Origin of the sequence: Yokenella regensburgei (assembly GCF_051486985.1) — a bacterium.
Lineage (GTDB): Bacteria > Pseudomonadota > Gammaproteobacteria > Enterobacterales > Enterobacteriaceae > CBFFRJ01.
Genome location: NZ_JAHVDV010000012.1, coordinates 13,981 through 38,937 on the forward strand (window position 1 = coordinate 13,981; position 24,957 = coordinate 38,937).

The 24,957-nt window shown below is 53.2% G+C and carries 21 protein-coding genes and 1 pseudogene; 9 read left to right on the plus strand and 13 right to left on the minus strand.

Features of this window, described 5'->3' with window-relative positions:
* Positions 1 to 153: 153 nt before the first annotated feature.
* On the minus strand, positions 154 to 1,563 hold the full coding sequence (gene glnA, locus KXR87_RS10425; RefSeq protein WP_437432194.1) for a glutamate--ammonia ligase: 1,410 nt from the start codon (positions 1,561 to 1,563) through the stop codon (positions 154 to 156).
* A 382-nt stretch (positions 1,564 to 1,945) separates the two neighbouring features.
* On the opposite strand from glnA, the gene typA reads away from it, so the two are divergent.
* A complete protein-coding gene (gene typA / locus KXR87_RS10430) occupies positions 1,946 to 3,772 on the plus strand; it encodes a ribosome-dependent GTPase TypA (protein ID WP_437432195.1) in 1,827 nt (608 codons plus the stop codon).
* Positions 3,773 to 3,826: 54 nt separating this feature from the next.
* Here typA and ompL read toward each other — a convergent pair whose 3' ends face one another.
* From ompL to yihU, 7 genes are all read right to left on the minus strand, one after another.
* Complete coding sequence (ompL, locus tag KXR87_RS10435) at positions 3,827 to 4,513, minus strand: porin OmpL (protein ID WP_437432196.1); 687 nt, start codon at positions 4,511 to 4,513, stop codon at positions 3,827 to 3,829.
* Between the two features lie 73 nt (positions 4,514 to 4,586).
* Positions 4,587 to 6,011 (minus strand): MFS transporter, encoded by a 1,425-nt coding sequence (locus tag KXR87_RS10440; protein ID WP_437432197.1) that lies wholly within the window; start codon positions 6,009 to 6,011, stop codon positions 4,587 to 4,589.
* A gap of 45 nt (positions 6,012 to 6,056) precedes the next feature.
* Positions 6,057 to 7,439 carry an MFS transporter gene (locus KXR87_RS10445; protein WP_437432198.1) on the minus strand — a complete coding sequence of 461 codons (1,383 nt, stop codon included), beginning with the start codon at positions 7,437 to 7,439 and terminating at the stop codon, positions 6,057 to 6,059.
* A gap of 44 nt (positions 7,440 to 7,483) precedes the next feature.
* Positions 7,484 to 9,508 (minus strand): alpha-glucosidase, encoded by a 2,025-nt coding sequence (locus KXR87_RS10450; RefSeq protein WP_437432199.1) that lies wholly within the window; start codon positions 9,506 to 9,508, stop codon positions 7,484 to 7,486.
* Positions 9,509 to 9,626: 118 nt separating this feature from the next.
* The gene (yihS, locus tag KXR87_RS10455) at positions 9,627 to 10,868 is read right to left on the minus strand and encodes a sulfoquinovose isomerase (protein ID WP_437432200.1); all 1,242 of its coding nucleotides are present in this window, start codon (positions 10,866 to 10,868) and stop codon (positions 9,627 to 9,629) included.
* A 13-nt stretch (positions 10,869 to 10,881) separates the two neighbouring features.
* Entirely contained in the window at positions 10,882 to 11,757 is an 876-nt protein-coding gene (gene yihT, locus KXR87_RS10460; RefSeq protein ID WP_437432201.1) for a sulfofructosephosphate aldolase, read from the minus strand.
* 27 nt (positions 11,758 to 11,784) lie between these two features.
* Positions 11,785 to 12,669 carry a sulfolactaldehyde 3-reductase gene (gene yihU, locus KXR87_RS10465; RefSeq protein ID WP_437432202.1) on the minus strand — a complete coding sequence of 295 codons (885 nt, stop codon included), beginning with the start codon at positions 12,667 to 12,669 and terminating at the stop codon, positions 11,785 to 11,787.
* Between the two features lie 169 nt (positions 12,670 to 12,838).
* Between yihU and KXR87_RS10470 the strand changes: the two genes are divergently transcribed.
* The 6 genes from KXR87_RS10470 to fabY all read left to right on the plus strand — a co-directional run bounded on the left by KXR87_RS10470 (position 12,839) and on the right by fabY (position 17,586).
* Positions 12,839 to 13,735 (plus strand): sugar kinase, encoded by an 897-nt coding sequence (locus tag KXR87_RS10470; RefSeq protein WP_437432203.1) that lies wholly within the window; start codon positions 12,839 to 12,841, stop codon positions 13,733 to 13,735.
* Between the two features lie 34 nt (positions 13,736 to 13,769).
* Positions 13,770 to 14,579 (plus strand): DeoR/GlpR family DNA-binding transcription regulator, encoded by an 810-nt coding sequence (locus tag KXR87_RS10475; RefSeq protein ID WP_437432204.1) that lies wholly within the window; start codon positions 13,770 to 13,772, stop codon positions 14,577 to 14,579.
* 121 nt (positions 14,580 to 14,700) lie between these two features.
* A complete protein-coding gene (yihX, locus tag KXR87_RS10480) occupies positions 14,701 to 15,300 on the plus strand; it encodes a glucose-1-phosphatase (RefSeq protein ID WP_437432205.1) in 600 nt (199 codons plus the stop codon).
* A complete protein-coding gene (locus KXR87_RS10485) occupies positions 15,294 to 16,166 on the plus strand; it encodes a virulence factor BrkB family protein (protein WP_437432206.1) in 873 nt (290 codons plus the stop codon). Before yihX ends, KXR87_RS10485 begins: the two co-directional genes overlap by 7 nt.
* Entirely contained in the window at positions 16,163 to 16,600 is a 438-nt protein-coding gene (gene dtd / locus KXR87_RS10490) for a D-aminoacyl-tRNA deacylase (protein WP_437432207.1), read from the plus strand. The genes KXR87_RS10485 and dtd overlap by 4 nt, the downstream gene beginning before the upstream one ends.
* Before the next feature lie 44 nt (positions 16,601 to 16,644).
* Positions 16,645 to 17,586 (plus strand): fatty acid biosynthesis protein FabY, encoded by a 942-nt coding sequence (gene fabY / locus KXR87_RS10495; protein ID WP_437432288.1) that lies wholly within the window; start codon positions 16,645 to 16,647, stop codon positions 17,584 to 17,586.
* Positions 17,587 to 17,629: 43 nt separating this feature from the next.
* Here fabY and KXR87_RS10500 read toward each other — a convergent pair.
* A pseudogene (locus tag KXR87_RS10500) lies at positions 17,630 to 18,537 on the minus strand (alpha/beta hydrolase).
* Between the two features lie 226 nt (positions 18,538 to 18,763).
* Between KXR87_RS10500 and KXR87_RS10505 the strand changes: the two are divergent.
* Both KXR87_RS10505 and nadS read left to right on the plus strand, forming a co-directional pair.
* Positions 18,764 to 19,075 (plus strand): type II toxin-antitoxin system RelE/ParE family toxin, encoded by a 312-nt coding sequence (locus KXR87_RS10505; RefSeq protein WP_437432208.1) that lies wholly within the window; start codon positions 18,764 to 18,766, stop codon positions 19,073 to 19,075.
* A complete protein-coding gene (nadS, locus tag KXR87_RS10510; protein WP_437432209.1) occupies positions 19,076 to 19,366 on the plus strand; it encodes a NadS family protein in 291 nt (96 codons plus the stop codon). It begins immediately after the preceding gene.
* A gap of 37 nt (positions 19,367 to 19,403) precedes the next feature.
* On the opposite strand, the gene fdhE is transcribed toward nadS, so the two are convergent.
* Genes fdhE through fdnG form a run of 4 tightly spaced genes read right to left on the minus strand, consistent with a single transcriptional unit; the run spans position 19,404 to position 24,927 of the window.
* Positions 19,404 to 20,333 (minus strand): formate dehydrogenase accessory protein FdhE, encoded by a 930-nt coding sequence (fdhE, locus tag KXR87_RS10515; RefSeq protein ID WP_437432210.1) that lies wholly within the window; start codon positions 20,331 to 20,333, stop codon positions 19,404 to 19,406.
* The gene (gene fdoI, locus KXR87_RS10520; protein WP_437432211.1) at positions 20,330 to 20,965 is read right to left on the minus strand and encodes a formate dehydrogenase cytochrome b556 subunit; all 636 of its coding nucleotides are present in this window, start codon (positions 20,963 to 20,965) and stop codon (positions 20,330 to 20,332) included. Before fdoI ends, fdhE begins: the two co-directional genes overlap by 4 nt.
* A complete protein-coding gene (fdxH, locus tag KXR87_RS10525; RefSeq protein ID WP_437432212.1) occupies positions 20,962 to 21,864 on the minus strand; it encodes a formate dehydrogenase subunit beta in 903 nt (300 codons plus the stop codon). Before fdxH ends, fdoI begins: the two co-directional genes overlap by 4 nt.
* 12 nt (positions 21,865 to 21,876) lie before the next feature.
* Entirely contained in the window at positions 21,877 to 24,927 is a 3,051-nt protein-coding gene (gene fdnG / locus KXR87_RS10530; protein ID WP_437432213.1) for a formate dehydrogenase-N subunit alpha, read from the minus strand.
* Between the last annotated feature and the right edge of the window lie 30 nt (positions 24,928 to 24,957).

Consider the following 24,957-nt stretch of genomic DNA (forward strand, 5'->3'; position numbering starts at 1 on the left):
TTCCACGGCAACGAAATATCCTGCGTCTTTCTCGCCCCTGCCGCGTCGGCCGCTTTCGCGCACCCCAGTCACATAGGTTGCTATGCTCCTGGGGATTCGCTCAGTGGCCATCTTGCCGGGACAAGAAAAACGTTGGCTATTATTACTAAGGTATTAAACGCTGTAGTACAGTTCGAACTCTACCGGGTGCGGCGTCATGCGCACGCGGTCGTTTTCTTCGGTACGCAGTGCGATGTATGCATCGATAGCGTCGTCAGTGAACACGCCGCCCGCCGTCAGGAATTCGCGGTCTTCATTCAGTGCGTTCAGTGCTTCTTCCAGAGAGCCTGCAACCTGTGGGATCTCTTTCGCTTCTTCCGGCGGCAGGTCATACAGGTTTTTGTCCATTGCTTCGCCCGGGTGGATTTTGTTCTTGATACCATCAAGGCCAGCCATCAGCAGGGCAGCAAAGCACAGGTACGGGTTAGCAGCCGGGTCCGGGAAGCGCACTTCGATGCGACGTGCTTTCGGAGAGGCAACAACCGGGATACGGATAGAAGCAGAACGGTTACGGGCAGAGTAAGCCAGCATAACAGGTGCTTCATAACCCGGGACCAGACGCTTGTAGGAGTTGGTGGTCGGGTTTGCCAGGGCGTTGATCGCTTTAGCGTGTTTGATAACACCGCCAATGTAGTACAGCGCCTGCTCAGACAGACCGGCATATTTGTCACCAGAGAAGAGGTTTACGCCGTTCTTGGACAGGGACATATGGCAGTGCATACCGGAGCCGTTATCGCCGAACATCGGTTTCGGCATGAAGGTTGCTGTTTTGCCGAAACGGTGCGCAACGTTGTGCACTACATATTTATAAATCTGAATTTCGTCCGCTTTCTTGGTCATGGTGTTAAAGCGGGTTGCGATTTCGTTCTGACCTGCCGTCGCCACTTCGTGGTGATGCGCTTCAACCACCAGACCCATCTCTTCCATGATCAAACACATGGTGGAACGGATGTCCTGTGAAGAATCGACTGGCGGAACCGGGAAGTAACCGCCTTTCACACCCGGACGGTGGCCTTTGTTGCCGCCTTCGTATTTGGTGGAGGAGTTCCAGGCACCTTCGATATCATCGATAGCAACGTGAGAACCGGAGATGGACGCGCCAAAACGGATGTCGTCAAACAGGAAGAACTCTGGCTCTGGTCCGAAGAGAACGGTATCAGCAAGGCCGGTAGAACGCAGATATTCTTCAGCACGTTTAGCGATAGAACGTGGGTCACGATCGTAGCCCTGCAGAGTACCAGGTTCCAGGATGTCACAGCGAATGATCAGGGTCGATTCTTCGTAGAACGGGTCAATGAGCGCGGTAGAGGCATCCGGCATCAGAACCATGTCGGATTCGTTGATGCCTTTCCAGCCGCCAATCGAGGAGCCGTCAAACATTTTGCCTTCTTCAAAGAATTCGGCATTAACCTGATGAGCAGGAATAGTGACGTGCTGTTCTTTACCTTTGGTATCGGTGAAGCGCAAATCAACAAATTTCACTTCATGCTCATTCAGCATCGTCAATACGTGTTCAGCGGACATACTTAAACTCTCCCGGATTTTTTCATTGTCGTCGTGGTAACGAGGTCTGCAGATACTGCGTCAATCTGGCGGTGTTGCCATAAATTTTATAAAGCGAAATCTATGCCAACTTTTAAATGTCACTAAAAAGGCGCTATTATGCGCACCATAGTGCAAAAGGGCTGCACCATGATGGTCACATTGCACCAATATAGTGCTTTTATGTGAACAACAAGCACCGTATTGGTGCAATTTTTGTTAAAGTAGCCCAATTCCGCTTCGTGAAAGTGATCACAAAGCATCCCTGCGATACTTGTTTGCGGGGGATGTTTGTGATCCTGTTTTGTAGTGCGATTAATCCGTGTACAATAACGCGCTATTTCTAAATGCCTGAGGCAAAGTTGTGATCGAAAATCTGCGTAATATCGCCATCATCGCGCACGTTGACCATGGTAAAACTACCCTGGTTGATAAGCTGCTGCAGCAATCTGGTACCTTCAGTAACGAACGTGCTGAAGCCACCGAACGCGTGATGGACTCCAATGACCTGGAGAAAGAGCGTGGGATTACCATCCTCGCTAAAAACACCGCTATCAAATGGAATGACTACCGTATCAACATCGTTGATACCCCGGGTCACGCCGACTTCGGTGGTGAAGTTGAACGTGTAATGTCCATGGTAGACTCCGTACTGCTGGTTGTTGACGCAATGGATGGCCCAATGCCGCAGACGCGCTTCGTAACCAAAAAGGCCTTTGCCCACGGTTTGAAGCCAATTGTTGTTATCAACAAAGTTGACCGTCCTGGCGCGCGTCCTGACTGGGTTGTCGATCAGGTATTTGACCTGTTCGTAAACCTGGATGCGACTGACGAGCAGCTCGATTTCCCTATCATCTATGCATCCGCACTGATGGGTATCGCGGGTAACGATCACACTGAGATGGCGGAAGACATGACCCCGCTGTACCAGGCGATTGTTGACCACGTACCGGCACCGAACGTTGACCTGGACGGCCCGTTCCAGATGCAGATCTCTCAGCTCGATTACAACAACTATGTTGGTGTTATCGGCATTGGTCGTATCAAGCGCGGTAAAGTGAAACCTAACCAGCAGATCACCCTGATCGACAGCGAAGGTAAAACACGTAACGGTAAAGTCGGTAAAGTACTGACTCACCTCGGCCTGGAACGTATTGAGTCCACCGAAGCCGAAGCGGGTGACATCATCGCCATTACCGGTCTTGGCGAACTGAACATCTCAGACACGCTCTGCGATCCGCAGAACGTAGAAGCGCTGCCAGCGCTGTCTGTCGATGAACCGACTGTAACCATGTTCTTTAACGTCAACACCTCTCCGTTCTGTGGTAAAGAAGGTAAATTCGTTACCTCTCGTCAGATCCTTGAGCGTCTGAACAAAGAACTGGTACACAACGTGGCACTGCGCGTTGAAGAAACCGAAGACTCTGACGCATTCCGCGTTTCGGGTCGTGGTGAGCTGCACCTGTCCGTGCTTATCGAAAACATGCGTCGTGAAGGCTTCGAACTGGCTGTGTCCCGTCCGAAAGTTATCAACCGTATGATCGATGGCCGCATGCAGGAGCCGTTCGAGAACGTCACGCTGGATATCGAAGAGCAGCATCAGGGTTCTGTGATGCAGGCGATGGGCGAACGTAAGGGCGATGTCAAAGACATGATCCCTGACGGCAAAGGTCGTATCCGTCTGGACTACCTGATCCCGGCTCGTGGCCTGATCGGCTTCCGTACCGAGTTCATGACCATGACCTCCGGTACCGGTCTGCTGTACTCCACCTTCAGCCACTATGACGACGTGCGTCCGGGCGAAATCGGCCAGCGTAACAACGGCGTGCTGATCTCCAACGGTCAGGGTAAAGCTGTTGCGTTTGCCCTGTTCAGCCTGCAGGACCGCGGTAAGCTGTTCCTGGGTCACGGTGCAGAAGTCTATGAAGGCCAGATCATCGGTATTCACAGCCGTTCTAACGACCTGACGGTAAACTGCCTGACCGGTAAGAAACTGACCAACATGCGTGCGTCTGGTACAGACGAAGCAACGGTTCTGGTTCCGCCGATCAAGATGACGCTGGAACAGGCACTGGAATTTATCGATGACGACGAACTGGTAGAAGTGACTCCTACCTCCGTGCGTATCCGTAAACGCCATCTGACTGAAAACGACCGTAAACGTGCGGGTCGTGGTGCGAAAGAAGCGTAATTAACGCTCCCTTTCGTAAAAAAGCCGGGCACTGTGTTGCCCGGCTTTTTTGTTTCAGAACGAATACCGTAAACCTAAACGAATACGGTACTGCTCGCTATTGTAAGCGTTCCAGCGGTCCAGCCATTGCAGTTCGAGGTAGGGCATCCAGTTTGGGGTTATTTTGTAGCTAAATTTATTGGTTATCTCCCAGTGATGATCTTTGCCATTCTTACTATGGTAATCGTTTATGCGCTGGAAATAGTGTGGCTCAAAAGTGTAGAAAAACGAATCAGTCAATCTGAAATTCCAGTAGCTGGCAAATTCATGAGTATCGTTTTTATCCATCTTGCCATTAAGGTCGACGGTGTCGTAATTGCTGTGGTTATAACGATAACGGAACGTAAGGTTAAACCAGGGGACGAATTTATAATTTGTATCGAAATAAACTGCTCCGCCTGAACCATCTCGATTATCGTTAATCAAGCCACCCGGCTGAAAGGTTAATTTATCAGTAGGCTTAAATAACGGATACCAGCCCTCAATTTCATTGTAACTGTGCTTTATTTCATCCCAGCGCCCAACATTATAGGCATTCGTCGCCATTAACCCTGCGCCCATGTCAAAGTTATAGCCTGCACGGAGAATGACTTCATGCAGGTCAGAGGCGGTGTTATATGCTTCGCGTGTTTCAACATAAGCGCCAGCAAAGGCGGTGCCAGGGAGGGTCAAAACAAGCAGGGCGGTCATTATTTTATTCATAGTTTTTCCAGGTATCAGATACAAAGGGGCCACCCCTCCTGCAGAGCAGGAAGGGAGAGGTACATTTTTTTATTTATAAAGTCACTGTTGACGCTTTATTTTCTGCGTTTACCTCTGTGGATATAGTTTGGTTGTTTTTCCGGTTGCTGATTTCCTCAATAATAAAAGCAAAACGCTGCTCATTTAGTTTATAAAAGAATCCCATCGTGAGGGCGGCAATAATAGCGAGCGAACAAGGCCAAAGGAATATGAGCTGACGTAACCCCAACAACGTAGCATCGCTTTGCGCAATGTTAGGAATGTAACCAATTTGCGTCAGCATTATGCCAGGTAAAAAACCCGCCAGCGCGGCGGAAATTTTTCGTGAAAAGGTATAGCCAGTATAAACAGAGCCTTCTGCACGAATTCCCGTTTTCCATTCGCCATAATCGACGGTGTCTGGCACCAGGGCCCAGTTCAGGCTATTCACAAAAGCGGTGCCAAAAAATGCCATGCATGAAAAACAAATAAATAACAGAGAGTTAGTGCCGAGGAAAAAATTAAGCACATCGCCTACTGCCCAGAGTGCCAGCCCGCCCAGGTAAACCTGTTTTTTGCCAAAGCGTTTTACTGCACCCGGCACCAAGAATACGCCCACCAGAATGCAGCCCATGCTGAAAAAACCCATCCACGACAGCAGATGAATATCGTTCAGCACATACTGGGTGTAATAGACCTGGATAGCCAGTTTGATATTGAATGCGGCCAGGGTACAGAGGTTGGCGATACACAATACCAGCAGGGGAGGATTACGGAAGATGGCGTAAAACGATTTCATAATCCCAGGCTTATGCCCTTCCGGAGAGAGTTCGACATAACGCTCTTTTACGCCGCTATAACACCACCACATGCAGAACAAACCGCAGGTAACAAAAAGCAGTGCAGCAATGAGGTAGCCGAGTGACGATCTGCCAACAAAGAGTGATTGCACCGGCATAAAGCCCACCGTACACAGCAGAAGCCCTATCGTCGCTCCTCCCTGCCGCCAGGCAGCAAGATGCGCGCGTTCCTGCGGGTTTTTGGTGATCGCAGGTACCATGGCGCCGTATGAGCAGTTCATCAGACTGTAGAACAGTCCAAACATCATGAACAGCACCGTGGCAAGGGCGGTTTTAACCGTCAGACTGAAATCGTTGGTCATAAACTGTGCCGTGGCAACCAGCGCCACCGGGACAGAAGCATAAAGAATGAAGGGGCGGAACTTGCCTGCGGGTCCAATTTTACGCCGAGAGTCGAGCAACACCCCGGTTAACATATCGGTAAAGGCGGTAAAGAATTTCGCCACAAGGAAGATGATGCCGCCATAGAACGCCGGCATCCCCAGCTCATCGGTATAAAACTTCAGTAAATAGAGTGTGCCGATGCATAGCATCAAATTGGAGCCAAAATCACCCATTCCATAGGCGAACTTCTCGCGCAGGCTTAGTTTCAGGGTTAACGGATCAGTGATGTGGTTCATAAGCGATCCTCGTAGCGCCCCGCAGGGCGCTAACTTGTTGACTTATCAGGCGGTGCGTTTACGCGTTTCAATCTCTGTAACGATACGTATGTACATTTTTTCGTTGAGATTGTAGAAACAGCCCATGGCGACGATCGTGGCAACCGCGAGCGCGCAGGGATAGATGAAGATCAGTTGCCGTAATCCTTCCACCGTTCTCTCCGACTGCACGACGTTTGGCACATAGCCTATCTGGGTCAGCATCCATCCCGGGAAGAAGCCTGCCAGCGCTTGCGACACTTTACGGAAGAAGGTAAATCCGGTGTAGACCGTACCTTCGGAACGAACGCCGGTGCGCCACTCGCCATATTCGACCGTGTCGGAGACCAGCGCCCAGTTGAGGCTGTTAACAAAAGCAGAGCCAAAGAACGCAAGGCAGGAGAAGGCCACGAAGCTGACTGAACCGCCGCCGAACATGTAGTTGAGCAGGTCGCCCGCAACCCAGGTCAGCAGGCCGCCAATATAGACTTTCTTCTTACCGAAACGACGCACCGCACCGGGCATCAAAAAGACGCCGATGAAGATACAGCCCATGCTGAAGAAGCCCATGTAAGAAAGTAAAATAGGGTCATTCAGAACGTATTGGGTGTAGTAAACCTGGATGGCGAGCTTGACGTTAAACGCCCCCAGCGTACAAAGGTTGGCGATACACAGAATAAACAGCGGACGGTTACCGGCAATGGCGCGAAATGACTTCAGCAGGCCCGGTTTTTGCGCCGGATTAGCGGGTTGAGTTTCAACGTAGCGCTCCTTCACGCCGTAGAAGCACCACCACATAAAGAACAGACCAAACAGTGAAAACAGCGTGGCGGCGAAGATGTAGCCCAGCTGTTGATTCCCCTCAATCAGGTTCATCACCGGCACAAAACCCACTGTACACAGCAGTAACCCGAGGGTCGCCCCTCCCTGACGCCATGCCGCCAGCGAGGCACGTTCATCCGGATTTTTGGTAATGGCAGGCACCATTGCACCGTATGAACAGTTCATCATGCTAAAAAACAGGCCGTAAAGCATAAACAGCACCGTGGCCATGACGGTTTTACCGGTGACTTCGAAGGGGGTGCCAACAAAGTTCGCGATCGCCAGGAGCGTGACCGGGAAGGCCGCATAAAGCACAAAGGGACGAAACTTTCCTTTGGGGCCAATGTTACGGCGGGAATCCAGCATGATGCCGGTACCCATGTCGGTAAACGCGGTAAAGAATTTGGCGATCAGAAAAATGATGCCGCCATAGGTACCCGGAAGTCCCAGCACATCGGTATAAAACTTCAGAAGATAAAGCGTACCGATATCCAACAGGATATTGGAACCCAGGTCACCTATCCCATAGGCGAGTTTTTCTTTGAATGGCAATCGTAGGGTCGCCGGATCGGCAGAGGTCTGACTCATTGTTATTCTCCTGATGCCCGCAGTTTTCCTGCGGGCGAGCCTGATTAGATGTTCTTCAATGTGGCAAACAGTGAGGCCCATTCGCTTTGTGCGCGGTAAAAGACCGGGGGTTTGCCGAGCGGTGCATCAACCGTGATATCGCCGCCGGTATACTGCTCACCTGTCCATGCGTTGATCCAGTTGTCTTCTGGCAGATAAAGCGACCAGTCACTGCGGCCTTGTTCATGCACGGGGGCCACCAGCAGATCGCGGCCAAACAGGTACTGATATTTCAGGCTGTAGGCGCGAGCATCTCCTTCGTAATGCAGGAACAGTGGACGCATTACCGGCAGGCCGGTGGCGGCGTTTTGCGCAACCGCTTGTTTGATATAGGGTTTAAGCGTGGTGAACACGGTGGTCATACGGGCAAAGTGGGCGATGGTTTCTGCATCACCATCAAATTGCCAGTTATCGCCGGGACGGTTGCCTTCATGGGTGCGCATCATCGGCGTAAAAGCACTGAAGTCGCACCAGCGCAGCAGTAACTCTTTGCTGCGTTTCATCTCGAACAGGGTGGTGTAACCGCCGATATCGCTATGGTGCAGACCATGACCGGTCATCGCCAGGGACAGAGCAGCAGGAACGACGGAAGCCAGACCATCATCCAGACTCCAGTCCACATTCTGGTCGCCTGCCCACATCATCACGGAGTATTTCTGGCTGCCTGTCGAGCCGGCGCGCATAAAGAAGAGTATTTCCCCCAGCTTGCCGGTCTCCTGCAACGCTTCGTAGTTACATTTCGCCCAAAGTGCAGGCCAGGCGTTATGCATGATTTCCGCGCTGACCCCGTTGTGCAGGTAGGTATCGGTCGGCAGGTATTCGCCGAAATCGGCCATCCAGCCGTTACAGCCGAGCTCAATCAGGTTCTGCTTAATGACATTTTTGAACCAGTCATAGGCCTGCGGGTTAGTCAGATCGACCACGCCACCGTAGAACTCCCCGAACTCAACCAGGTAATCTTCTCCGGCGGCATCTTTTGCCAGATAACCCTGTGCAGCTGCTTCAGCACACAGATCTTTATCGCTGGCGACATAGGGGTTGATATAGGAGAGGAACTGAATGCCTTCACGGTTCCACTGCTTAATCTGCGTATCAAGCTGCGGGTAAAGCTCGCTGTTCCATTTCCAGTTCCACATGACGCGCTTACCAAAGGAGGTCATGCGGATGCCCGACCAGTCCTGCGCCCAGATGCCGTTCACTTTCACACCACCGTTGCGCATGGTGTCCAGCTTCTGCTGGCATACCTGCGTACCGCCCTGAATGCCCAGTGTGACGCCGTCGTAGACCCAATCCGGAAGCTCAGGCTGGCGGCCCAGTAACGCCGTCAGTTTTTCCAGCAAGGCAATGTAGTTGTCTGCGTGTTCGAAGCGCAGGGTTGCATTATCTTCCCACAATGCCAGTTCGTGATAGTCCGGCGCGCTGAAGTCGAAATTCATGTAGCAGCTGTTATCGACGTGGCAGTAGTACTTTTGCGTACTGACAAAAGTGGGCTGAGGGAAGAAGGTCCAGTAATAGTCGCCGCCCGCGTTCTCTTTACAGTCAGCAAGCCAGGTCACATGGCTCTGTTTATTGCGGCCCACGCCCTGTTCACTGGTCCAGAGCGGGAAGGGTTTGCCGCGCAGATCGAAACAGGAGAACTGTTCACCGCAGCCGTAAATATGGTCGTCCGGGTTAGCTGCAAGGCGTAGCCAGATACGGTTGTGGCTGGTGGCGTCGTTTTTGAGTTTAAACTGCAGGCGGCCTTCAGCGTCAGTACCAATGTGCAGTGTGGCACTGATGGCGTCGCCACGGGTAAAGCGGACCACCCAGCCTGAATCCTGTTTAACCACGGTCGCACTGGTAAGAGCGATTTTTTCGTTCAGTTTATCTTTAATGCTGAAGTTACCGCGGAACATATCGATGTCGGCAACACCGGCACCGACCCACAGGCAGGGATTCTCTGTGGTGTGGCGTAAGATGAGACGCTCCTGCCAGCTCAGGGTAAAACCGTTATCGGTCGTTATCAGAGTAATATTGTGTAGGGTACTCATAGGATCTCCATTCGTATGCTGACAGCGTCTTACCCCGCCTGTGAAAGAACAGATGGCACAGAGCGGGTAAGAGAAGCGCCGTCAGGTGATTCACGGTGTCTTCTTTATTTGGGTGTGGTTATCTGGCCTGGCTATCCAGCAGCCCCGCCGCAACGGCCGGTGCCAGACCCGGTGCGAGAGGAAGACGCGGTATTACCAGGCAGTGCAGGAGATGGTAGATGTCCTGTTTGCCATCCCAGACTTTTGTCGTCACCTTGTTGTGAATATCCAGCTCCTGCCACCAGGATCCGTTTTCGTAATCCATCAGGTATGTAATGCAGTAGTCCCACCAGCGCTGATACCAGGCTTCGTATTGCGGATCGCCGGTGACGGTATAAAGCGCGTAGGCGGTACCCATAGCTTCCACAATGGGCCAGCGCACACGTTCCCGCACGATAGGGGTGCCATCCCAGTCCACGGAGTAGACAAAACCGTCTGCGCCATCTGGTGCCCAGGCGTCGCGGATAGTGGCGTGGAAAAGACCTTTTGCATCTTCCAGCAGCCATTCAGGTGGGGTTTCGAAGCGGGCTTCCAGCGCGGCGCGCAGGTGCAGCATCAGGCGGCCCCACTCGATCCAGTGGCCTGGTGTGCCGCCGTAGGCGCGAAAGCGATGCGCCGGGTTGTCTTTGTTGTAATCCCGCAGGGGGTTCCAGTTGGCATCAAAATGTTCGTTAACGCGATATTCACCCCGGCGAGCGACGTCATGAATAATGACTGAGGCAATTCGCAGCGCGCGATCCAGCCATTTGCGGTCGTGCGTCACGTCATAAACAATCAAAAATGCCTCAACGGCATGCATGTTGGCGTTACCGCCGCGGTAATCTTCCGTTTTGCTGAAGGCTTCATCCCAGGACTCAAGGCACATCTGTTCCTCTTCGCTCCAGAAATAGCGCTCAATTACCGCAATCGCCTCATCGAGGAGAGGGCGTGCTTCAGGGTGTCCGGTAGTGACGGCGCTTGCCGCGCCCAGCAGAACGAAGAAGTGCTGATAGCCCTGTTTTGATGCATCAATCACGCCTTCATCATTGACGCAGGCGTACCAGCCGCCATGTTTTTTATCCCGCAGTGGCCCGTTCAGGGCTTTGATGCCATGCTCAACGAGCGCCAGGGCGCCCGGGCGACCCATCGCTGCCGCAACCGCATAGACATGCAACATGCGGGCGGTGATCCAAAGATGGGTGCCCATGTCCTCTCTGACCTGACCGTTATTGCCTAACCAGCCAAAACCGGTGGGGACGGCCGCGTTTTTGCCGAAATCCAAAATTCGGTCTGTTTCCTGCTCCAGCCAGCGGTTGTGGCTGAGTGTGTTAAACCATTTCATCGTTCCGTTCTCCTCAGCGACGGGCCATCATTTCGTCAACGATTTCACCCAGCCGCTGCAGTTTGGGCACGGAGATATCGCGAAGCATCATTTCAGTGTCGGGCAGACCAACCACCGAGGACCAGACAGCACGCCCCGCCAGGAAGCCCGATGCACCTGCTTTCATGGCGATGCTCACGGCGCGAGGGAATAATTTTTCGTCAATACCCGATGAGAGGATGACCCAGGGCATGCTGATGTTGTCATTCAGCCGTTGTGACGCGTTCAGGAGAGCCTCTTGGCTCCCTTTGCCAAACAGCGGCATCTCGACTTTATAGAGATCGGCACCGCTATCCCCCAGCTCTTTGGCGGCATCAATAATGGCCTGTTCGCGATCGAATGTTGCGCCACGGCGGGGGGGACGTACGACTGGCTCGATGATGCTGACCAGGCCGTGGGTGTGGCATATCTGATTAAATTCTTTAACCATCTCAAGGCGTTGTTGAGGGTCTTCATCGCTGCGCCACAGCACCAGCAGCTTCAGTGCCTTGCCGCCGTCACGTTTCACTGCCTGGGGGTCGACGCTTTTGTCGATGATGACGCTATCAACAGGAATTCCATTACCAGGAATAAATTCATCCGCTGCCACAATCATTGCGCAGCTCTGGGCAACGGCGTTCTGCTCCACCACCTGGCGGTAGCAGAATTGCTGATCAACCAGAATAGCCGAGGCATAAGGGGAAAGGATTCTGGCGGCGTTTACTTTAAAGTCGGTGAGAACCTGATCGGTCACCGGCTGCGGTGCGCCTGCGGCGGCAAACATCAAACGCATGGCCTCACGCTGGTCAACGGCCAGCATGGAGAAACCGCCAGAAGGGCGGGTTATATCTTTCAGGGTGTAGTGCGTCATTGTTTTGTCCTTAGTTATTCATGAATGCTATTGAGTCAACCCGGCGCTGTTGCGCACCTGTTCCAGGATGGCGGTCCAGTCTTCGCGACCACGTCCGGCGGCGCGTGCCTGGTTGTAAACTTCGCGGGAGGCCGCGCCCAGTGGCATGGGGACATGCAGTTGGTTGGCGACATCCAGCGCGATGCCAAGATCTTTGTGAGCAAGGTCGATCATGAAGGCAGGGGAAAGATCGCCTTTGAGCACCTTATTCGGCCAGGAGGTGGTGAAATGGCCTTTTCCGGCGGGCGTACCGCTCATGACTTTCAGCGCCACGTCGAAGGAGAGGCCAAGTGCCTCACATAACACCGCCGCTTCGGCTGACAACGCATTCAGTGCGATACTCATGTAGTTGTTAATCAGCTTCACGCGAATACCCATGCCTGGACCACCCGCATTGACCAGCTCATTACCCATGGCCATTAAAATGGGGGCGGCGCGTTCTACTTGCTGCTCGGTGCCCCCGGCCAGTAACAACAGCGTGCCGGCAATAGCATGGTCGGATGTACGTCCTACGGGGGCATCCATCATGGCGAAACCTTTTTTACGCATGTCGTTGATAAGCGCGTCGGTTTGCAGGGGGTGGATGGTTGACATATCGATAACCAGGGCGTCAGGAGATAACCCTTCGCAGACGCCGTGTTCGCCAAACAATACCGTGCGCACCAGGTCACCATTCGGAAGCATGGTTATCACGAACTCAGCATCGGTAGCGGCTTGTGCGGGTGTCGAAGCCTGTTGAGCGCCCTTACTCACCAGATGTTGCACTGCGGCAGGATTTACGTCGTAGACCTTTAACTGATGACCCTTTTTAAGCAGATTGCTCGCCATTGGCGCGCCCATCTGCCCAAGTCCTATAAATGCAATGACCGGCATACCGTTCTCCTGTAAGTGAGTAGATGTCATATTTTGTCAATTATTGCGCACTTGTGGTGTCTGTTTTTGATCGTATTTGTAATTTATGGTTGAAAAATTGACAGCTGTCACTTTTTAAACATTTCGTGAAATTAAAATGATCCCATCTCAAATCAGTGAAGGAATGACCATGATTCGCGTTGCTTGTGTAGGCATTACCGTGATGGATCGCATCTATTACGTGGAGGGATTACCAACGGAAGGCGGTAAATATGTGGCGAAACGTTATACGGAAGTGGGCGGAGGTCCGGCGGCGACTGCCGCAGTAGCGGCAGCGAAACTCGGTGCGCAGGTAGACTTCATTGGCCGCGTCGGAGATGACGACACCGGAAACAGCCTGCTGGCGGAGCTGGAATCCCAGGGGGTCAATACACGCTATACCCGACGCTACGCGGGGGCGAAGTCGTCACAATCGGCGATCATGGTGGATGCAAAAGGGGAGCGAATCATTGTTAACTTCCCCAGCCCGGATTTGCTGGCGGATGCTGACTGGTTAACGGAGATCGATTTCTCGCAGTGGGATGTCGTACTGGCGGATGTACGCTGGCATGACGGAGCAAAACAGGCCTTTACCTTAGCGCGCCAGCAGGGGGTGATGACGGTACTGGATGGTGACGTTACGCCACAGGATATCAGCGAGCTGGTGGCGCTCTGCGATCATGCGGCTTTCTCTGAGCCGGGTCTGGCGCGTCTGACGGGGCTGAAAGAGACGAACGCGGCCCTGAAGCAAGCGCAAACGCTCACAAATGGACATGTCTACGTGACCCGCGGCCGCGAAGGTTGTGACTGGATAGAGCACGGCCACTTACAGCATCAGTCCGGATTTGCTGTCGACGTTGTCGATACCACCGGAGCCGGGGATGTTTTTCATGGCGCCCTGGCATTCAGCCTGGCATCCGGCACCACAATAACGGAAGCGGTAAGGTTTGCCAGTGGCGTGGCAGCGCTTAAATGCACACGACCAGGTGGGCGTGCCGGGATCCCCGACTGTGATCAAACCCGCTCTTTCTTGTCACTTTTTGTATAAAATGCGGGGCACGATGGTGTTAAGAGGGATACCCATGAGCCTTACCGAACTAACCGGTAATCCACGGCATGACCACCTGCTGGCACTGATTGCCGAGCGTGGCTATATGAATATTGACGAACTGGCGCAACTGTTGGATGTGTCTACTCAAACCGTTCGACGCGATATCCGTAAGTTAAGCGATCAGGGGTTGATCACCCGCCATCACGGGGGGGCAGGGCGCGCCTCCAGTGTCGTGAACACGGCATTTGAACAGCGCGAAGTCTCTTTGCTGGATGAGAAAAAAGCGATTGCTGAAGCCATTGCCGATTACATCCCTGACGGTTCGACGGTGTTTATTACCATCGGGACAACGGTCGAGCATGTCGCCAGAGCCCTGCTTAATCATCAGCACCTTCGTATCATTACTAATAGCTTACGTGTAGCGCATATCCTGTATAAAAATCCGCAGTTTGAAGTGATGGTCCCTGGTGGAACGCTACGCGCGCACAATGGCGGAATTATTGGTCCGGCGGCGGCGAGTTTTGTGCAGGGGTTCCGGGCTGATTATCTGGTGACCAGTATTGGGGCCATTGAACATGACGGTGCGCTGCTGGAGTTTGATGTCAACGAGGCTGCTGTCGCCAAAGCGATGATGGCCCATTCGCGGCAAATTTTACTGGCGGTCGATCATACTAAATTCCATGCCTCTGCAGCCGTGGAAATTGGTAATATCAGCCAGATTACCGCCCTGTTTAGTGACAAAACGCCGCCAACACCGATCAACCTGGTGCTGAGAAGCAACCAAATCGAAATGAATCTCATCGCGGTTGAACAGATCGCGTCTGAGATAAATGCTGGATAGTCAGCCAGACCACGGTCTTACCACACCATTACTTTTCCCTTCGCCTGCGTGAGTGGGCGAACTATTCAACCTCAGACTTTCCCGCTACAGTTAACTTTCCACGGCAAACAAGGAGAGGAAAATGCTCTATATCTTTGATTTGGGTAATGTGATCGTCGATATCGACTTCAACCGGGTGCTGGGTGCATGGAGTGATTTCAGCCGCGTGCCGTTGGCAACACTGAAGCAGAGCTTTACGATGGGCGAACCGTTTCACCGGCACGAACGCGGGGAGATCAGTGATGAAGATTTTGCCAAAGCGCTGTGTGAAGAGATGGCATTGCCGCTCAGCTATGAGCAGTTTTCCACGGGATGGCAGACTGTCTTCGTTTCGCTGCGAAAAGAGGTCATCACTATCATGCAGAAACTGCGTGAGCAGGGGCATCGCGTCGTCGTGCTTTCAAACACTAATCGCCTTCACACCACGTACTGGCCCGACCAGTACCCGGAAATCCGCGCCGCCGCAGACCACATCTATCTCTCTCAGGAGATGGGCATGCGTAAGCCAGAGGCAAGGATTTATCAGCAGGTGCTGGCGCGTGAAGGGTTCAGTGCCGCAGATACGGTTTTCTTTGATGACAATCCTGACAATATCGAAGGGGCTAACCAGCTGGGGATCACCAGCATACTGGTCGTCGATAAACAGACCGTGACGGACTATTTTGCGAAGCAGCTATGTTAAAACTTTTTCGTCATAAGGCGAAACACCATTCAGGGCCGATCCTGGCCTGGCTCAAACTCCTCTGGCAGCGTATTGATGAAGACCATATGACGACGCTGGCGGGGAACCTGGCCTATGTGTCTTTGTTGTCACTGGTACCGCTGGTGGCAGTCATCTTTGCGTTGTTTGCGGCATTTCCGATGTTCTCAGATGTCAGTATTCAGCTGCGACACTTTGTCTTTGCCAACTTTATCCCTACCACGGGCGATGTCATTCAGAACTACATCGAGCAGTTTGTGGCAAACTCCAGCAAGATGACGGCGGTGGGGGCATGTGGCCTGATTGTCACCTCCCTGTTGTTAATGTATTCCATTGACAGTGCGCTCAATGCTATCTGGCGCAGCACCCGCGTGCGCCCACGCGTCTACTCTTTCGCCGTTTACTGGATGATATTAACGCTGGGGCCACTGCTGGCCGGAGCAAGTCTGGCTATTAGCTCATATCTGCTGTCGCTACGTTGGGCAAGCGAGCTGAATAGTGTCATTGATGATGTGCTGCGCATCTTTCCCCTGATTTTATCCTGGCTCTCTTTTTGGTTGCTTTACAGCGTTGTACCAACCACCCGGGTACCCAATCGGGACGCTATTATTGGTGCTTTTGTCGCTGCGGTACTCTTTGAGGCGGGTAAAAAAGGGTTCGCGCTTTATATCACCACATTTCCTTCTTATCAGCTTATCTATGGCGTGCTGGCTGTTATCCCTATTCTGTTTCTTTGGGTCTACTGGACCTGGTGTATCGTCTTGCTTGGTGCGGAAATAACTGTCACTCTCGGAGAATACCGAAAACTAAAAACCGCAGCAGAACAAGAAGAAGCAGACCAACCATGATTGCATTGATTCAGCGCGTATCTCAGGCCAGCGTGTCCGTGGCGGGAGAAGTGACGGGTGAAATCGGCCCGGGACTTTTGGTGTTGTTAGGTGTCGAAAAGGAAGATGATGAGCAGAAAGCGAACCGTCTTTGCGAGCGCGTTCTGGGATATCGCATTTTCAGTGACGCTGACGGCAAGATGAACCTCAACGTTCAACAATCCAGTGGTAGTCTACTGGTCGTATCACAATTTACGCTGGCGGCGGATACGGAACGCGGCATGCGTCCGGGCTTCTCCAGGGGGGCAGCCCCGGAAAAAGCCGAAGCCCTGTATGACTATTTCGTGAGTCGTTGCCGCAGCCAACAAATTGAAACACAAACCGGACGATTCGCTGCCGATATGCAGGTTTCGCTGGTCAACGATGGCCCCGTAACGTTCTGGTTGCAGGTATGAGCCAGCTTGCGGTGTTGCCCCGGGTCACAAGAGAGAATACAGCCATGTATCACCTTCGCGTACCGCAAACAGAAGAAGAGCTAGAGCTTTACTACCAGTTCCGTTGGGAGATGCTCCGCAAGCCGCTGCATCAGCCAAAAGGTTCCGAACGTGATGCCTGGGATGCCATGGCCCATCATCAAATGGTTGTGGATGAAGAGGGTAAGCTGGTGGCCGTAGGCCGGCTTTACATCAACGCGGATAACGAGGCGTCTATCCGCTTTATGGCGGTCCATCCCTCAGTGCAGGACAAGGGGTTAGGGACGCTGATGGCGATGACCCTGGAATCCGTCGCCCGTCAGGAAGGCGTCAAGCGTGTGACCTGCAGCGCACGTGAAGATGCCGTGGAGTTCTTTGCCAAACTGGGGTTCGTCAACGAGGGTGAGATAACCGCGCCACAGACCACCCCGGTGCGTCACTTTTTGATGATTAAACCCGTTGCCACCCTGGATGACATATTGCACCGCGGGGACTGGTGCGGGCAGTTGCAGCAGGCATGGTATGAACATATTCCGCTGAGCGAAAAGATGGGTGTTCGTATCCAGCAGTATACCGGGCAAAAATTTATCACCACGATGCCGGAAGCGGGCAACCAGAATCCGCACCACACGCTCTTTGCCGGAAGTCTGTTTTCGCTGGCAACGCTCACGGGCTGGGGGCTTATCTGGTTAATGCTGCGGGAACGCCACCTTGGTGGAACGATTATCCTCGCGGATGCGCATATTCGTTACAGTAGTCCTATCACCGGAAAACCGAGCGCAATTGCCGATCTGGGCTCGTTAAGTGGCGATCTCGACAGGCTGGCACGCGGGCGCAAGGCGCGCGTGCAACTTCAGGTTGAACTGTTTGGCGATGATAAACAGGGCGCTGTGTTTGAAGCGGTTTACATCGTTCTTCCCGCCACACCCTTTGGGCCGCTTGAAGAAGGTGGCAACGAAGAGGAGTAATAAACGCGTCCGGCGAAAGCCGGACTCTGTTTCTCCAGCTTCTTTAAACTGCTATTCGCCATGCCACGTCCCGTACTGCGCCACGGGCCGCCTCGCTAATGCCCCCTAACTGGAAGAAGCCGTGTGTCACCCCGAGGTAGTGCTGACAGGTGCATGCCACGCCTTGCTCAATGAATCACTGATAAAGCGCTTCGCCTTCGTCACTCAGTGGATCAAATTCCGCGGTAATGATGTGGGTGGGAGGAAGACCGTGAAAATCATCTCGCCAGAGTGGACTGGCTTCCGGGTGCATAAAATCGGTGTCACCAAGGTACATCTCGTAGCCGCTCAGGAGCGAATCGCGTGTGATGATATAGTCCGCGCCATTACTGACATAACTTTCAAAATAAGCCGTTGCGTCCAGCATCGGGTATATCAGGATCAACTGCGCAGGCTGCCATGTGTGGGCTGCTTTTAAGCGAAGCGCTGTGACCAGGGCCAGATGCCCTCCTGCGCTGTCACCCGCCAGCGTGATTTTCTGGCGGTCGACGCCAAGCCCGGCGGCATGGTGCCAGATAATGTCTGCCCCTTTCTGTGCGTCATCATGTGCCGCCGGGAATTGTGCTCGGGTGCGAGACGGTACTGGAGTGCAATGACCCGGCAGCCGCTGTAAAAGGCGAGTTGGCGTAATTGTTTGTCATGGGTAGCAAACTCTCCGCTGACAAAGCACCCACCATGATAGTAAATCAGCGTCGGTAATGCGCCAGCCGCAGCAAGGGGAGAGTAGAGACGAAATGCCATCCCCTCCCGTTCGATATCCTTCACGTTTACTCGGATTTCTGTCTCGTCGGCTAACACCACGCTCGCAAGATAACCCGCCCTCCGATCGTCAATACTCTGCGCCCGCACTGAAGGCCGCCCGGCGGCGATAAACGCTTTTACCTGCTCTGCAATACCCTTTTCCAGCGCCATGTCTAATGTCTCTTTCTGTATGAATATACAGTGTTACACCCTGAAAAAGTGCAGAGGAAAACGGTGATTTTCAGTAGGGGGCAGGTTCTGGAAAGCGGCTCGCAAAAGATTATTCCTGACGTTGTACTAGTCACTTTTTCGGTTCTAAATTCTGGATTTGAATTTACAGGTATACGTCATTGACGTATGAAAATCGTTGTCAGACTCAGCCAATGGCGTAGAATCCATGCTATTTATAGAGACGGAAATCTTTACTGAGGATGTAAAAAAGCTGCTGAAAGAGGAAGAGTATCATCGTCTTCAGGTTTTTCTTGCTACGCAGCCTGACTACGGCGACCTGATTCCAGAAACAGGCGGTTTGAGAAAGATGCGCTGGGGATCTTCAGGGAAAGGAAAGCGAGGCGGTGTCCGGGTTATTTACTTTTATCAAGCCCGTCGTTTCGAAATCAGGTTGCTTCTACTCTATCAAAAAGGCGTTAAAGATAATCTCTCATCGCAGGAAAAAGAGATGCTGAGGCTACTGAATAAGAGGTGGTAAATGGATAAGGCACTGTTTGAACGATTAACCAAAAGCATGGAACAAATGAATGAAATTGTTGACGGGAATCGACAGCCTTCCCGCACTTTTCATATTGATGCGATGAAGATTAAAGAAATCCGGCAGGTGTCGGGGTTATCGCAGACTAAATTTGCGAATCTCATTTCTGTAAGCGTAGATACTTTACGCAACTGGGAACAGGGCCGCCGTTCACCTACCGGGCCAGCAAAGGCTTTATTACGAGCCATTGCTAATGATCCTCAGCATGTCATTCCTGCATTGGCACAGTAGAGCGCCCGGGAGAACTCAGATCTGCCGGGCTTTTCAATTACTCCCCTTCACCAGGGAAGAGGAACGGGTTGATCGAGCTGCGGGCAAAACCCTCTTGCTCCATGCGTGCATCGAGCACCAGTGACGCCAGGTCATCGGCAACGGCTTCCACGTTCGGGTCTTTTTCCTGATAGAGAATTTTCAGGTAAGTCCCGCAATCGCCACAGGTTTCTGTTTTGATTGCCGCCTGTTCGCTGTCCAGTGACCAGTAATGCAGATCGCGGGTCTGTTCGCAGTTGCTGCATTTGATGCGTACCACGTGCCACTCGGTCTCACACAAATTACAGTGCAGATAGCGTAAACCCTGCGTGGAACCAATATGCACCATGCTTGAAACAGGCATGGAGCCGCATACCGGGCAAAACTGACGCTGCTCACCATATTCTGCGCGGGCTTTGCCGGGAATGAGGCTGGCCATCTGTGCCCAATAGAGCGACAGGGCCGCCCAGATGAACGGTGCCTTATCACTGCTGACAGCGCTAAAGTCAGCGGCAAAGAGCGCGCCTGCCATTGCTTCCAGCTCCTGCTCTGACGCCTTTTCGAGATTCTCGATAACCGCCAGCGCCGGGCCGCTCATCTCAGGCTTCAGCTCAGCAATGAGCGAATGCAGCAGCCGCTGCCAGTGCTTGTCGCGCGGCAGGACGTGAATATCCAACGGTGGCTTACCCTGATCGTTGGCCTCTTTGATGCGGGCGGTCAAATCCATCTGCAACGGGTGGTCGTACAGAACCACTTCCTGAGCATGGGCGATAAGAGCGGCGAAGCGCAGATAGTCGCCCAGCGGATTATTTTCAGCCAGTTCGCGCAGGCGTTCCGCCCGGCGGTTATAGAGATTTTTCAGCCTGGGGAATAATAACGGCGGAATCACTTCCGCCGTGCGTTTCTCGCTCTTCTCCAGCTCATCTTGCGGGATTATGCGAATACTCATTCAGTCGTATTTTCCTTTTTCTGGCGGACTTCCCGGTACCAGCGTGGGTGATGCTTTTTCGCCCACGTTCTGGTGACCCAGCCTTCCACCATGGCGGTAATGGTGCCTTTTACCCACAGGGCAGCATAGATATGCACCATGATAACCACAATTAACCCGACGGCGGCAAACGAATGCAACATGATGGCAAATCGGATAACCGGAATAGAGAACGCGGGTGCGAAATACGGACGCCACATGATGATGCCGCTCACTAGTAGCAGTACCAACAGAATAATAGCGGCCCAGAAGACACACTTCTGACCGAAATTATAGCGCCCGGTGTCACCGACTTCCTCGTTGACGACGATCTTATGAATATTCTTCGCCCAAAAGATATCATCCCGATTGATTAGGTTGTGGTGCCAGTAGCGGAAAAACATAATGATGAAGGAGGCAAACATCACCACCCCGACAAAGGGGTGCAGAATGCGCGCCAGCTGCGGTGTGCCGAGAATATGCATCAACCAGTTGAAGGATGGGAAGAAAAACCCCAGCCCGCTCACCGCTGCCAGCACGAAGCAGAAGGCGGTGACCCAGTGGTTAATACGTTCCGGCGCCGTGTAGCGCACGATGGTGTCACGTCTTTTCATTTGCGCACCTCGTCTTTCTCTTCATGCAGATTATCGTCTTCTTCCTCTGCACGGTTTGGACCCACACCGACATAGTGGAAGATGCTGGCGGCAAAGGTCGCGGCGAAGCCAACGGCAGCCAGTGGTTTCCAGATACCTTTCCAGAATTTCACGGTGGCGCTGATTTCCGGGTTTTCCGGCAAGCCGTGGTAAAGCGTCGGCTTGTCAGCATGGTGAAGCACATACATCACGTGCGTTCCCCCTACACCCGCCGGATCGTACAGACCGGCATTGTCATAACCACGGGTTTTCAGCTCAGCGACGCGCTCGCCTGCCAGTTCCTTCATATCCTCTTTAGACCCAAAGTGGATAGCGCCGGTCGGGCAGGTTTTCACGCAGGCCGGTTCCTGCCCGACGGTCACACGGTCTACGCACAGCGTACATTTGTAGACGCGGTTATCGTCCGGGTTCAGTCGCGGTACATCGAACGGGCAACCAGCGATACAGTAGCCACAACCGATGCACTGCTCTGACTGGAAATCGACAATCCCATTAGCATACTGAATGATAGCCCCTTCTGACGGGCACGCTTTCAGGCAGCCAGGATCGGCGCAGTGCATACAGCCATCCTTACGAATGAGCCACTCCAGTTTGTCGTTCTGCTCCACTTCTGAGAACCGCATCACCGTCCAGGATTTCGCGGTTAAGTCGGCAGGGTTATCGTAAACCCCCACGTTGTGTCCCACTTCATCACGGAGATCGTTCCACTCTGAACAGGCCACCTGGCAGGCCTTGCAGCCGATGCAGGTGGTGACGTCGATGAGCTTTGCCACTTCCTGTTGATGATCCCGCGCCTGAGGCGCGGGAGTGAAGCCGTTAGTCGCGGAACGACGGATAATATCTTGAGATTGATAAGCCATAAGTCGTCTCCGTTACACCTTTTCCACATTCACCAGGAACGCTTTAAACTCCGGCGTCTGGGTGTTGGCATCGCCAACAAACGGGGTGAGGGTATTGGCGATAAAGCCTTTCTTCGCCACGCCTTCATAGCCCCAGTGAATAGGAATGCCGATGGTATCCACATCCTGCCCGTGCACTTTCAATGTGCGAATACGCTTGGTCACCACGGCCTTGGCTTTGATATAGCCACGGTTTGAGGAGACTTTTACGGTGTCGCCCTGAACAATGCCGAGCTTGCCCGCCAGCTTTTCCCCTATCTCCACAAACTGTTCCGGCTGCGCGATGGCGTTCAGCAACGCGTGTTTCGTCCAGTAGTGGAAATGTTCGGTCAGACGATAGGTCGTACCGACATACGGGAATTTATCTGCTTTGCCCAGCGCGTCAGCATCGTCCTTGAAGATACGGGCGGCAGGGTTAGAGATAACGTTTGGATGCAGCGGGTTCGTACCGAGCGGCGTTTCAAAGGGTTCGTAATGTTCCGGGAACGGCCCTTCCGCCATCTTATCGGTAGCAAACAGACGCCCCATGCCCTCTGGTTGCATGATAAACGGCCCGACATTACTGCCCGGTGCGGCTGTGCTGTAGTCCGGAATATCCATCCCGCTCCATTTCGCCCCGTCCCATTTCAGGAGCTGGCGTTTAGGATCCCAGGGTTTACCCTGCGGGTCAGCAGAGGCGCGGTTATAAAGAATGCGGCGGTTGAGCGGCCACGCCCACGCCCAGCCCAGGGTGTTACCGAGGCCTGACGGATCGGCGTTATCACGACGCGCCATCTGGTTGCCTTCCGGCGTCCAGCTTCCGGCGAAGATCCAGCAACCGCTTGAGGTGGTGCCATCATCGCGCAATTGGGCAAACGAACTGAGCTGCTGACCTTTCTTCACGATCACGGCACCCGTTGCCGGGTCCATCACGTCTGCAAGGGCCTTGCCGTTGCTCTCCATCGCCACTTCTTCGGAAGCGGGTTCGTGAGGCGTGGTGTAATTCCAGGTCATATTAAGAACCTGTTCCGGATTAGCACCGCCTTCTTCGGCATACATTTTACGCAGACGCAGGAAGATGCCCGCCAGAATTTCGCCGTCCGTCACCGCATCGCCCGGCGCATCCTGACCTTTCCAGTGCCATTGCAGCCAGCGCCCGGAGTTAACGATAGAACCGTTTTCTTCGGCAAAGCAGGTGCAAGGCAGACGGAATACTTCGGTCTGGATTTTTGACGAGTCCACGTCGTTCGACTCACCGTGGTTTTGCCAGAAGGTGGACGTCTCGGTGTTGAGCGGATCGATGGTTACCAGGAATTTCAGTTTCGACAGCGCTGCGACGACCTTATTCTTGTTCGGGAACGACGCTACCGGATTGAAGCCCTGGCAGATATAGCCGTTCACCTGACCTTTGAACATCATGTCGAAATATTGCAGGACGTCATACCCTTTATCCCACTTCGGCAGCCAGTTGAAGCCCCAGTCATTCTCTTTCGTCGCCTTGTCGCCATAGAAGGCTTTCATGAGCGAGACAAAGAATTTCGGGTAATTGCTCCAGTAGTTTACCTGGCCTTCAAGCAGCGGTTTGGGCGTGTTCGCTGTCAGATAGGTCTGAAGGTCGCCCTGCTTCTCACTGGGAAGCGTCATGTAACCGGTCAGGCTTTGCGACAGCAGGCCAAGATCGGTCAGACCCTGAATATTGGAGTGGCCACGCAGGGCGTTGACGCCACCGCCTGCCATACCCATATTGCCGAGCAGCAACTGGATCATCGCCATGGTACGGATGTTTTGCGCACCGATGGAGTGTTGCGTCCAGCCCAGTGCATACAGGAACGATGCGGTTTTGTCGTGAGCGCTGGTTTCTGCGATGTACTCGCACACTTTCAGGAAATCCGCTTTCGGCGTCCCGCAGATGTTTTCAACCATTTCAGGCGTGTAACGGGAAACGTGCTGTTTCAGCAGATTCCATACACAGCGCGGATGCGTGAGCGTGGTATCCCGTTTCGCGAAGCCCTGTTCGTCCAGCTCATAGTTCCAGCTGGTTTTGTCATACTTACGTTTGTCAGCGTCATAACCGGTGAACAGGCCATCTTCGAAGCCAAAATCCTCACGCACGATCAGGCTGGCGTTGGTATAAGCCTCGGTGTATTCACGGTTATATTTTTCGTTAGTCAGCAGGTACAGCAGCACGCCGGAGAGGAAGGCAATATCCGTTCCTGAACGAATGGGCGTGTAAAAGTCCGCGACTGATGCCGTTCGCGTAAATCGGGGATCGATAACAATTAATTTGGCGCCATTATGGATTTTGGCTTCCATCGCCCAGCGGAATCCCACCGGATGCGCTTCAGCCGCGTTCCCACCCATCACAACGATGAGGTTGGCGTTTTTCATATCTACCCAGTGGTTGGTCATCGCACCGCGACCAAATGTTGGAGCAAGACTTGCTACCGTTGGTCCGTGTCAGACACGCGCCTGGTTATCCACGGCAAGCATGCCGAGGGCGCGGGTAAATTTCTGGGTTAAATAGCCGGTTTCATTACTGGATGCCGAGGCGCATAACATACCGGTGGAGAGCCAACGGTTAACGGTAGTGCCTTCGGCATTTTGCGCAATGTAGTTAGCATCGCGGTCTTCTTTAATCAGTTTGGCGATGCGGTCAAAGGCATCATCCCAGGTAATTTTCTGCCATTTATCAGAGCCAGGTGCGCGGTATTCCGGGTATTTCAAACGGCTTTCGGAATGCACGAAATCCAACAGACCTGCGCCTTTGGGACAGAGCGCCCCGCGGTTAACCGGATGATCCGGGTCGCCTTCAATATGGATAATGGATGCTTTGGCATTTTTCGCTCCGTCACCGAGGCTGTACATTAACAGCCCACAGCCAACGGAACAGTATGTGCAGGTGTTTCGGGTTTCACGGGTACGCAGCAGTTTGTACTGCCGCGTTTCCGCCAGCGCCACCCCTGGAGCAAAGCCCAGAGCCGCCGCTGTAGTACCTGCCATACCGCCAGCGCAGATCTTAAAGAACTGCCTTCTGCTGACCTGCATGGATTACTCCTTGATTCGACATTGTCACGC

Excerpts from the sequence above, each read along its gene's own strand:
- fdhE (WP_437432210.1), bottom strand. The coding sequence starts at position 20,333 with ATGAGTATTCGCATAATCCCGCAAGATGAGCTGGAGAAGAGCGAGAAA.
- fabY (WP_437432288.1), top strand. The coding sequence starts at position 16,645 with ATGTATCACCTTCGCGTACCGCAAACAGAAGAAGAGCTAGAGCTTTAC.
- fdoI (WP_437432211.1), bottom strand. The coding sequence starts at position 20,965 with ATGAAAAGACGTGACACCATCGTGCGCTACACGGCGCCGGAACGTATT.
- yihT (WP_437432201.1), bottom strand. The coding sequence starts at position 11,757 with ATGACGCACTACACCCTGAAAGATATAACCCGCCCTTCTGGCGGTTTC.
- KXR87_RS10485 (WP_437432206.1), top strand. The coding sequence starts at position 15,294 with ATGTTAAAACTTTTTCGTCATAAGGCGAAACACCATTCAGGGCCGATC.
- KXR87_RS10445 (WP_437432198.1), bottom strand. The coding sequence starts at position 7,439 with ATGAGTCAGACCTCTGCCGATCCGGCGACCCTACGATTGCCATTCAAA.
- glnA (WP_437432194.1), bottom strand. The coding sequence starts at position 1,563 with ATGTCCGCTGAACACGTATTGACGATGCTGAATGAGCATGAAGTGAAA.
- yihU (WP_437432202.1), bottom strand. The coding sequence starts at position 12,669 with ATGCCGGTCATTGCATTTATAGGACTTGGGCAGATGGGCGCGCCAATG.
- KXR87_RS10475 (WP_437432204.1), top strand. The coding sequence starts at position 13,770 with ATGAGCCTTACCGAACTAACCGGTAATCCACGGCATGACCACCTGCTG.
- KXR87_RS10440 (WP_437432197.1), bottom strand. The coding sequence starts at position 6,011 with ATGAACCACATCACTGATCCGTTAACCCTGAAACTAAGCCTGCGCGAG.
- dtd (WP_437432207.1), top strand. The coding sequence starts at position 16,163 with ATGATTGCATTGATTCAGCGCGTATCTCAGGCCAGCGTGTCCGTGGCG.
- ompL (WP_437432196.1), bottom strand. The coding sequence starts at position 4,513 with ATGAATAAAATAATGACCGCCCTGCTTGTTTTGACCCTCCCTGGCACC.
- yihX (WP_437432205.1), top strand. The coding sequence starts at position 14,701 with ATGCTCTATATCTTTGATTTGGGTAATGTGATCGTCGATATCGACTTC.
- nadS (WP_437432209.1), top strand. The coding sequence starts at position 19,076 with ATGGATAAGGCACTGTTTGAACGATTAACCAAAAGCATGGAACAAATG.
- KXR87_RS10505 (WP_437432208.1), top strand. The coding sequence starts at position 18,764 with ATGCTATTTATAGAGACGGAAATCTTTACTGAGGATGTAAAAAAGCTG.
- yihS (WP_437432200.1), bottom strand. The coding sequence starts at position 10,868 with ATGAAATGGTTTAACACACTCAGCCACAACCGCTGGCTGGAGCAGGAA.
- fdxH (WP_437432212.1), bottom strand. The coding sequence starts at position 21,864 with ATGGCTTATCAATCTCAAGATATTATCCGTCGTTCCGCGACTAACGGC.
- KXR87_RS10470 (WP_437432203.1), top strand. The coding sequence starts at position 12,839 with ATGATTCGCGTTGCTTGTGTAGGCATTACCGTGATGGATCGCATCTAT.
- KXR87_RS10450 (WP_437432199.1), bottom strand. The coding sequence starts at position 9,508 with ATGAGTACCCTACACAATATTACTCTGATAACGACCGATAACGGTTTT.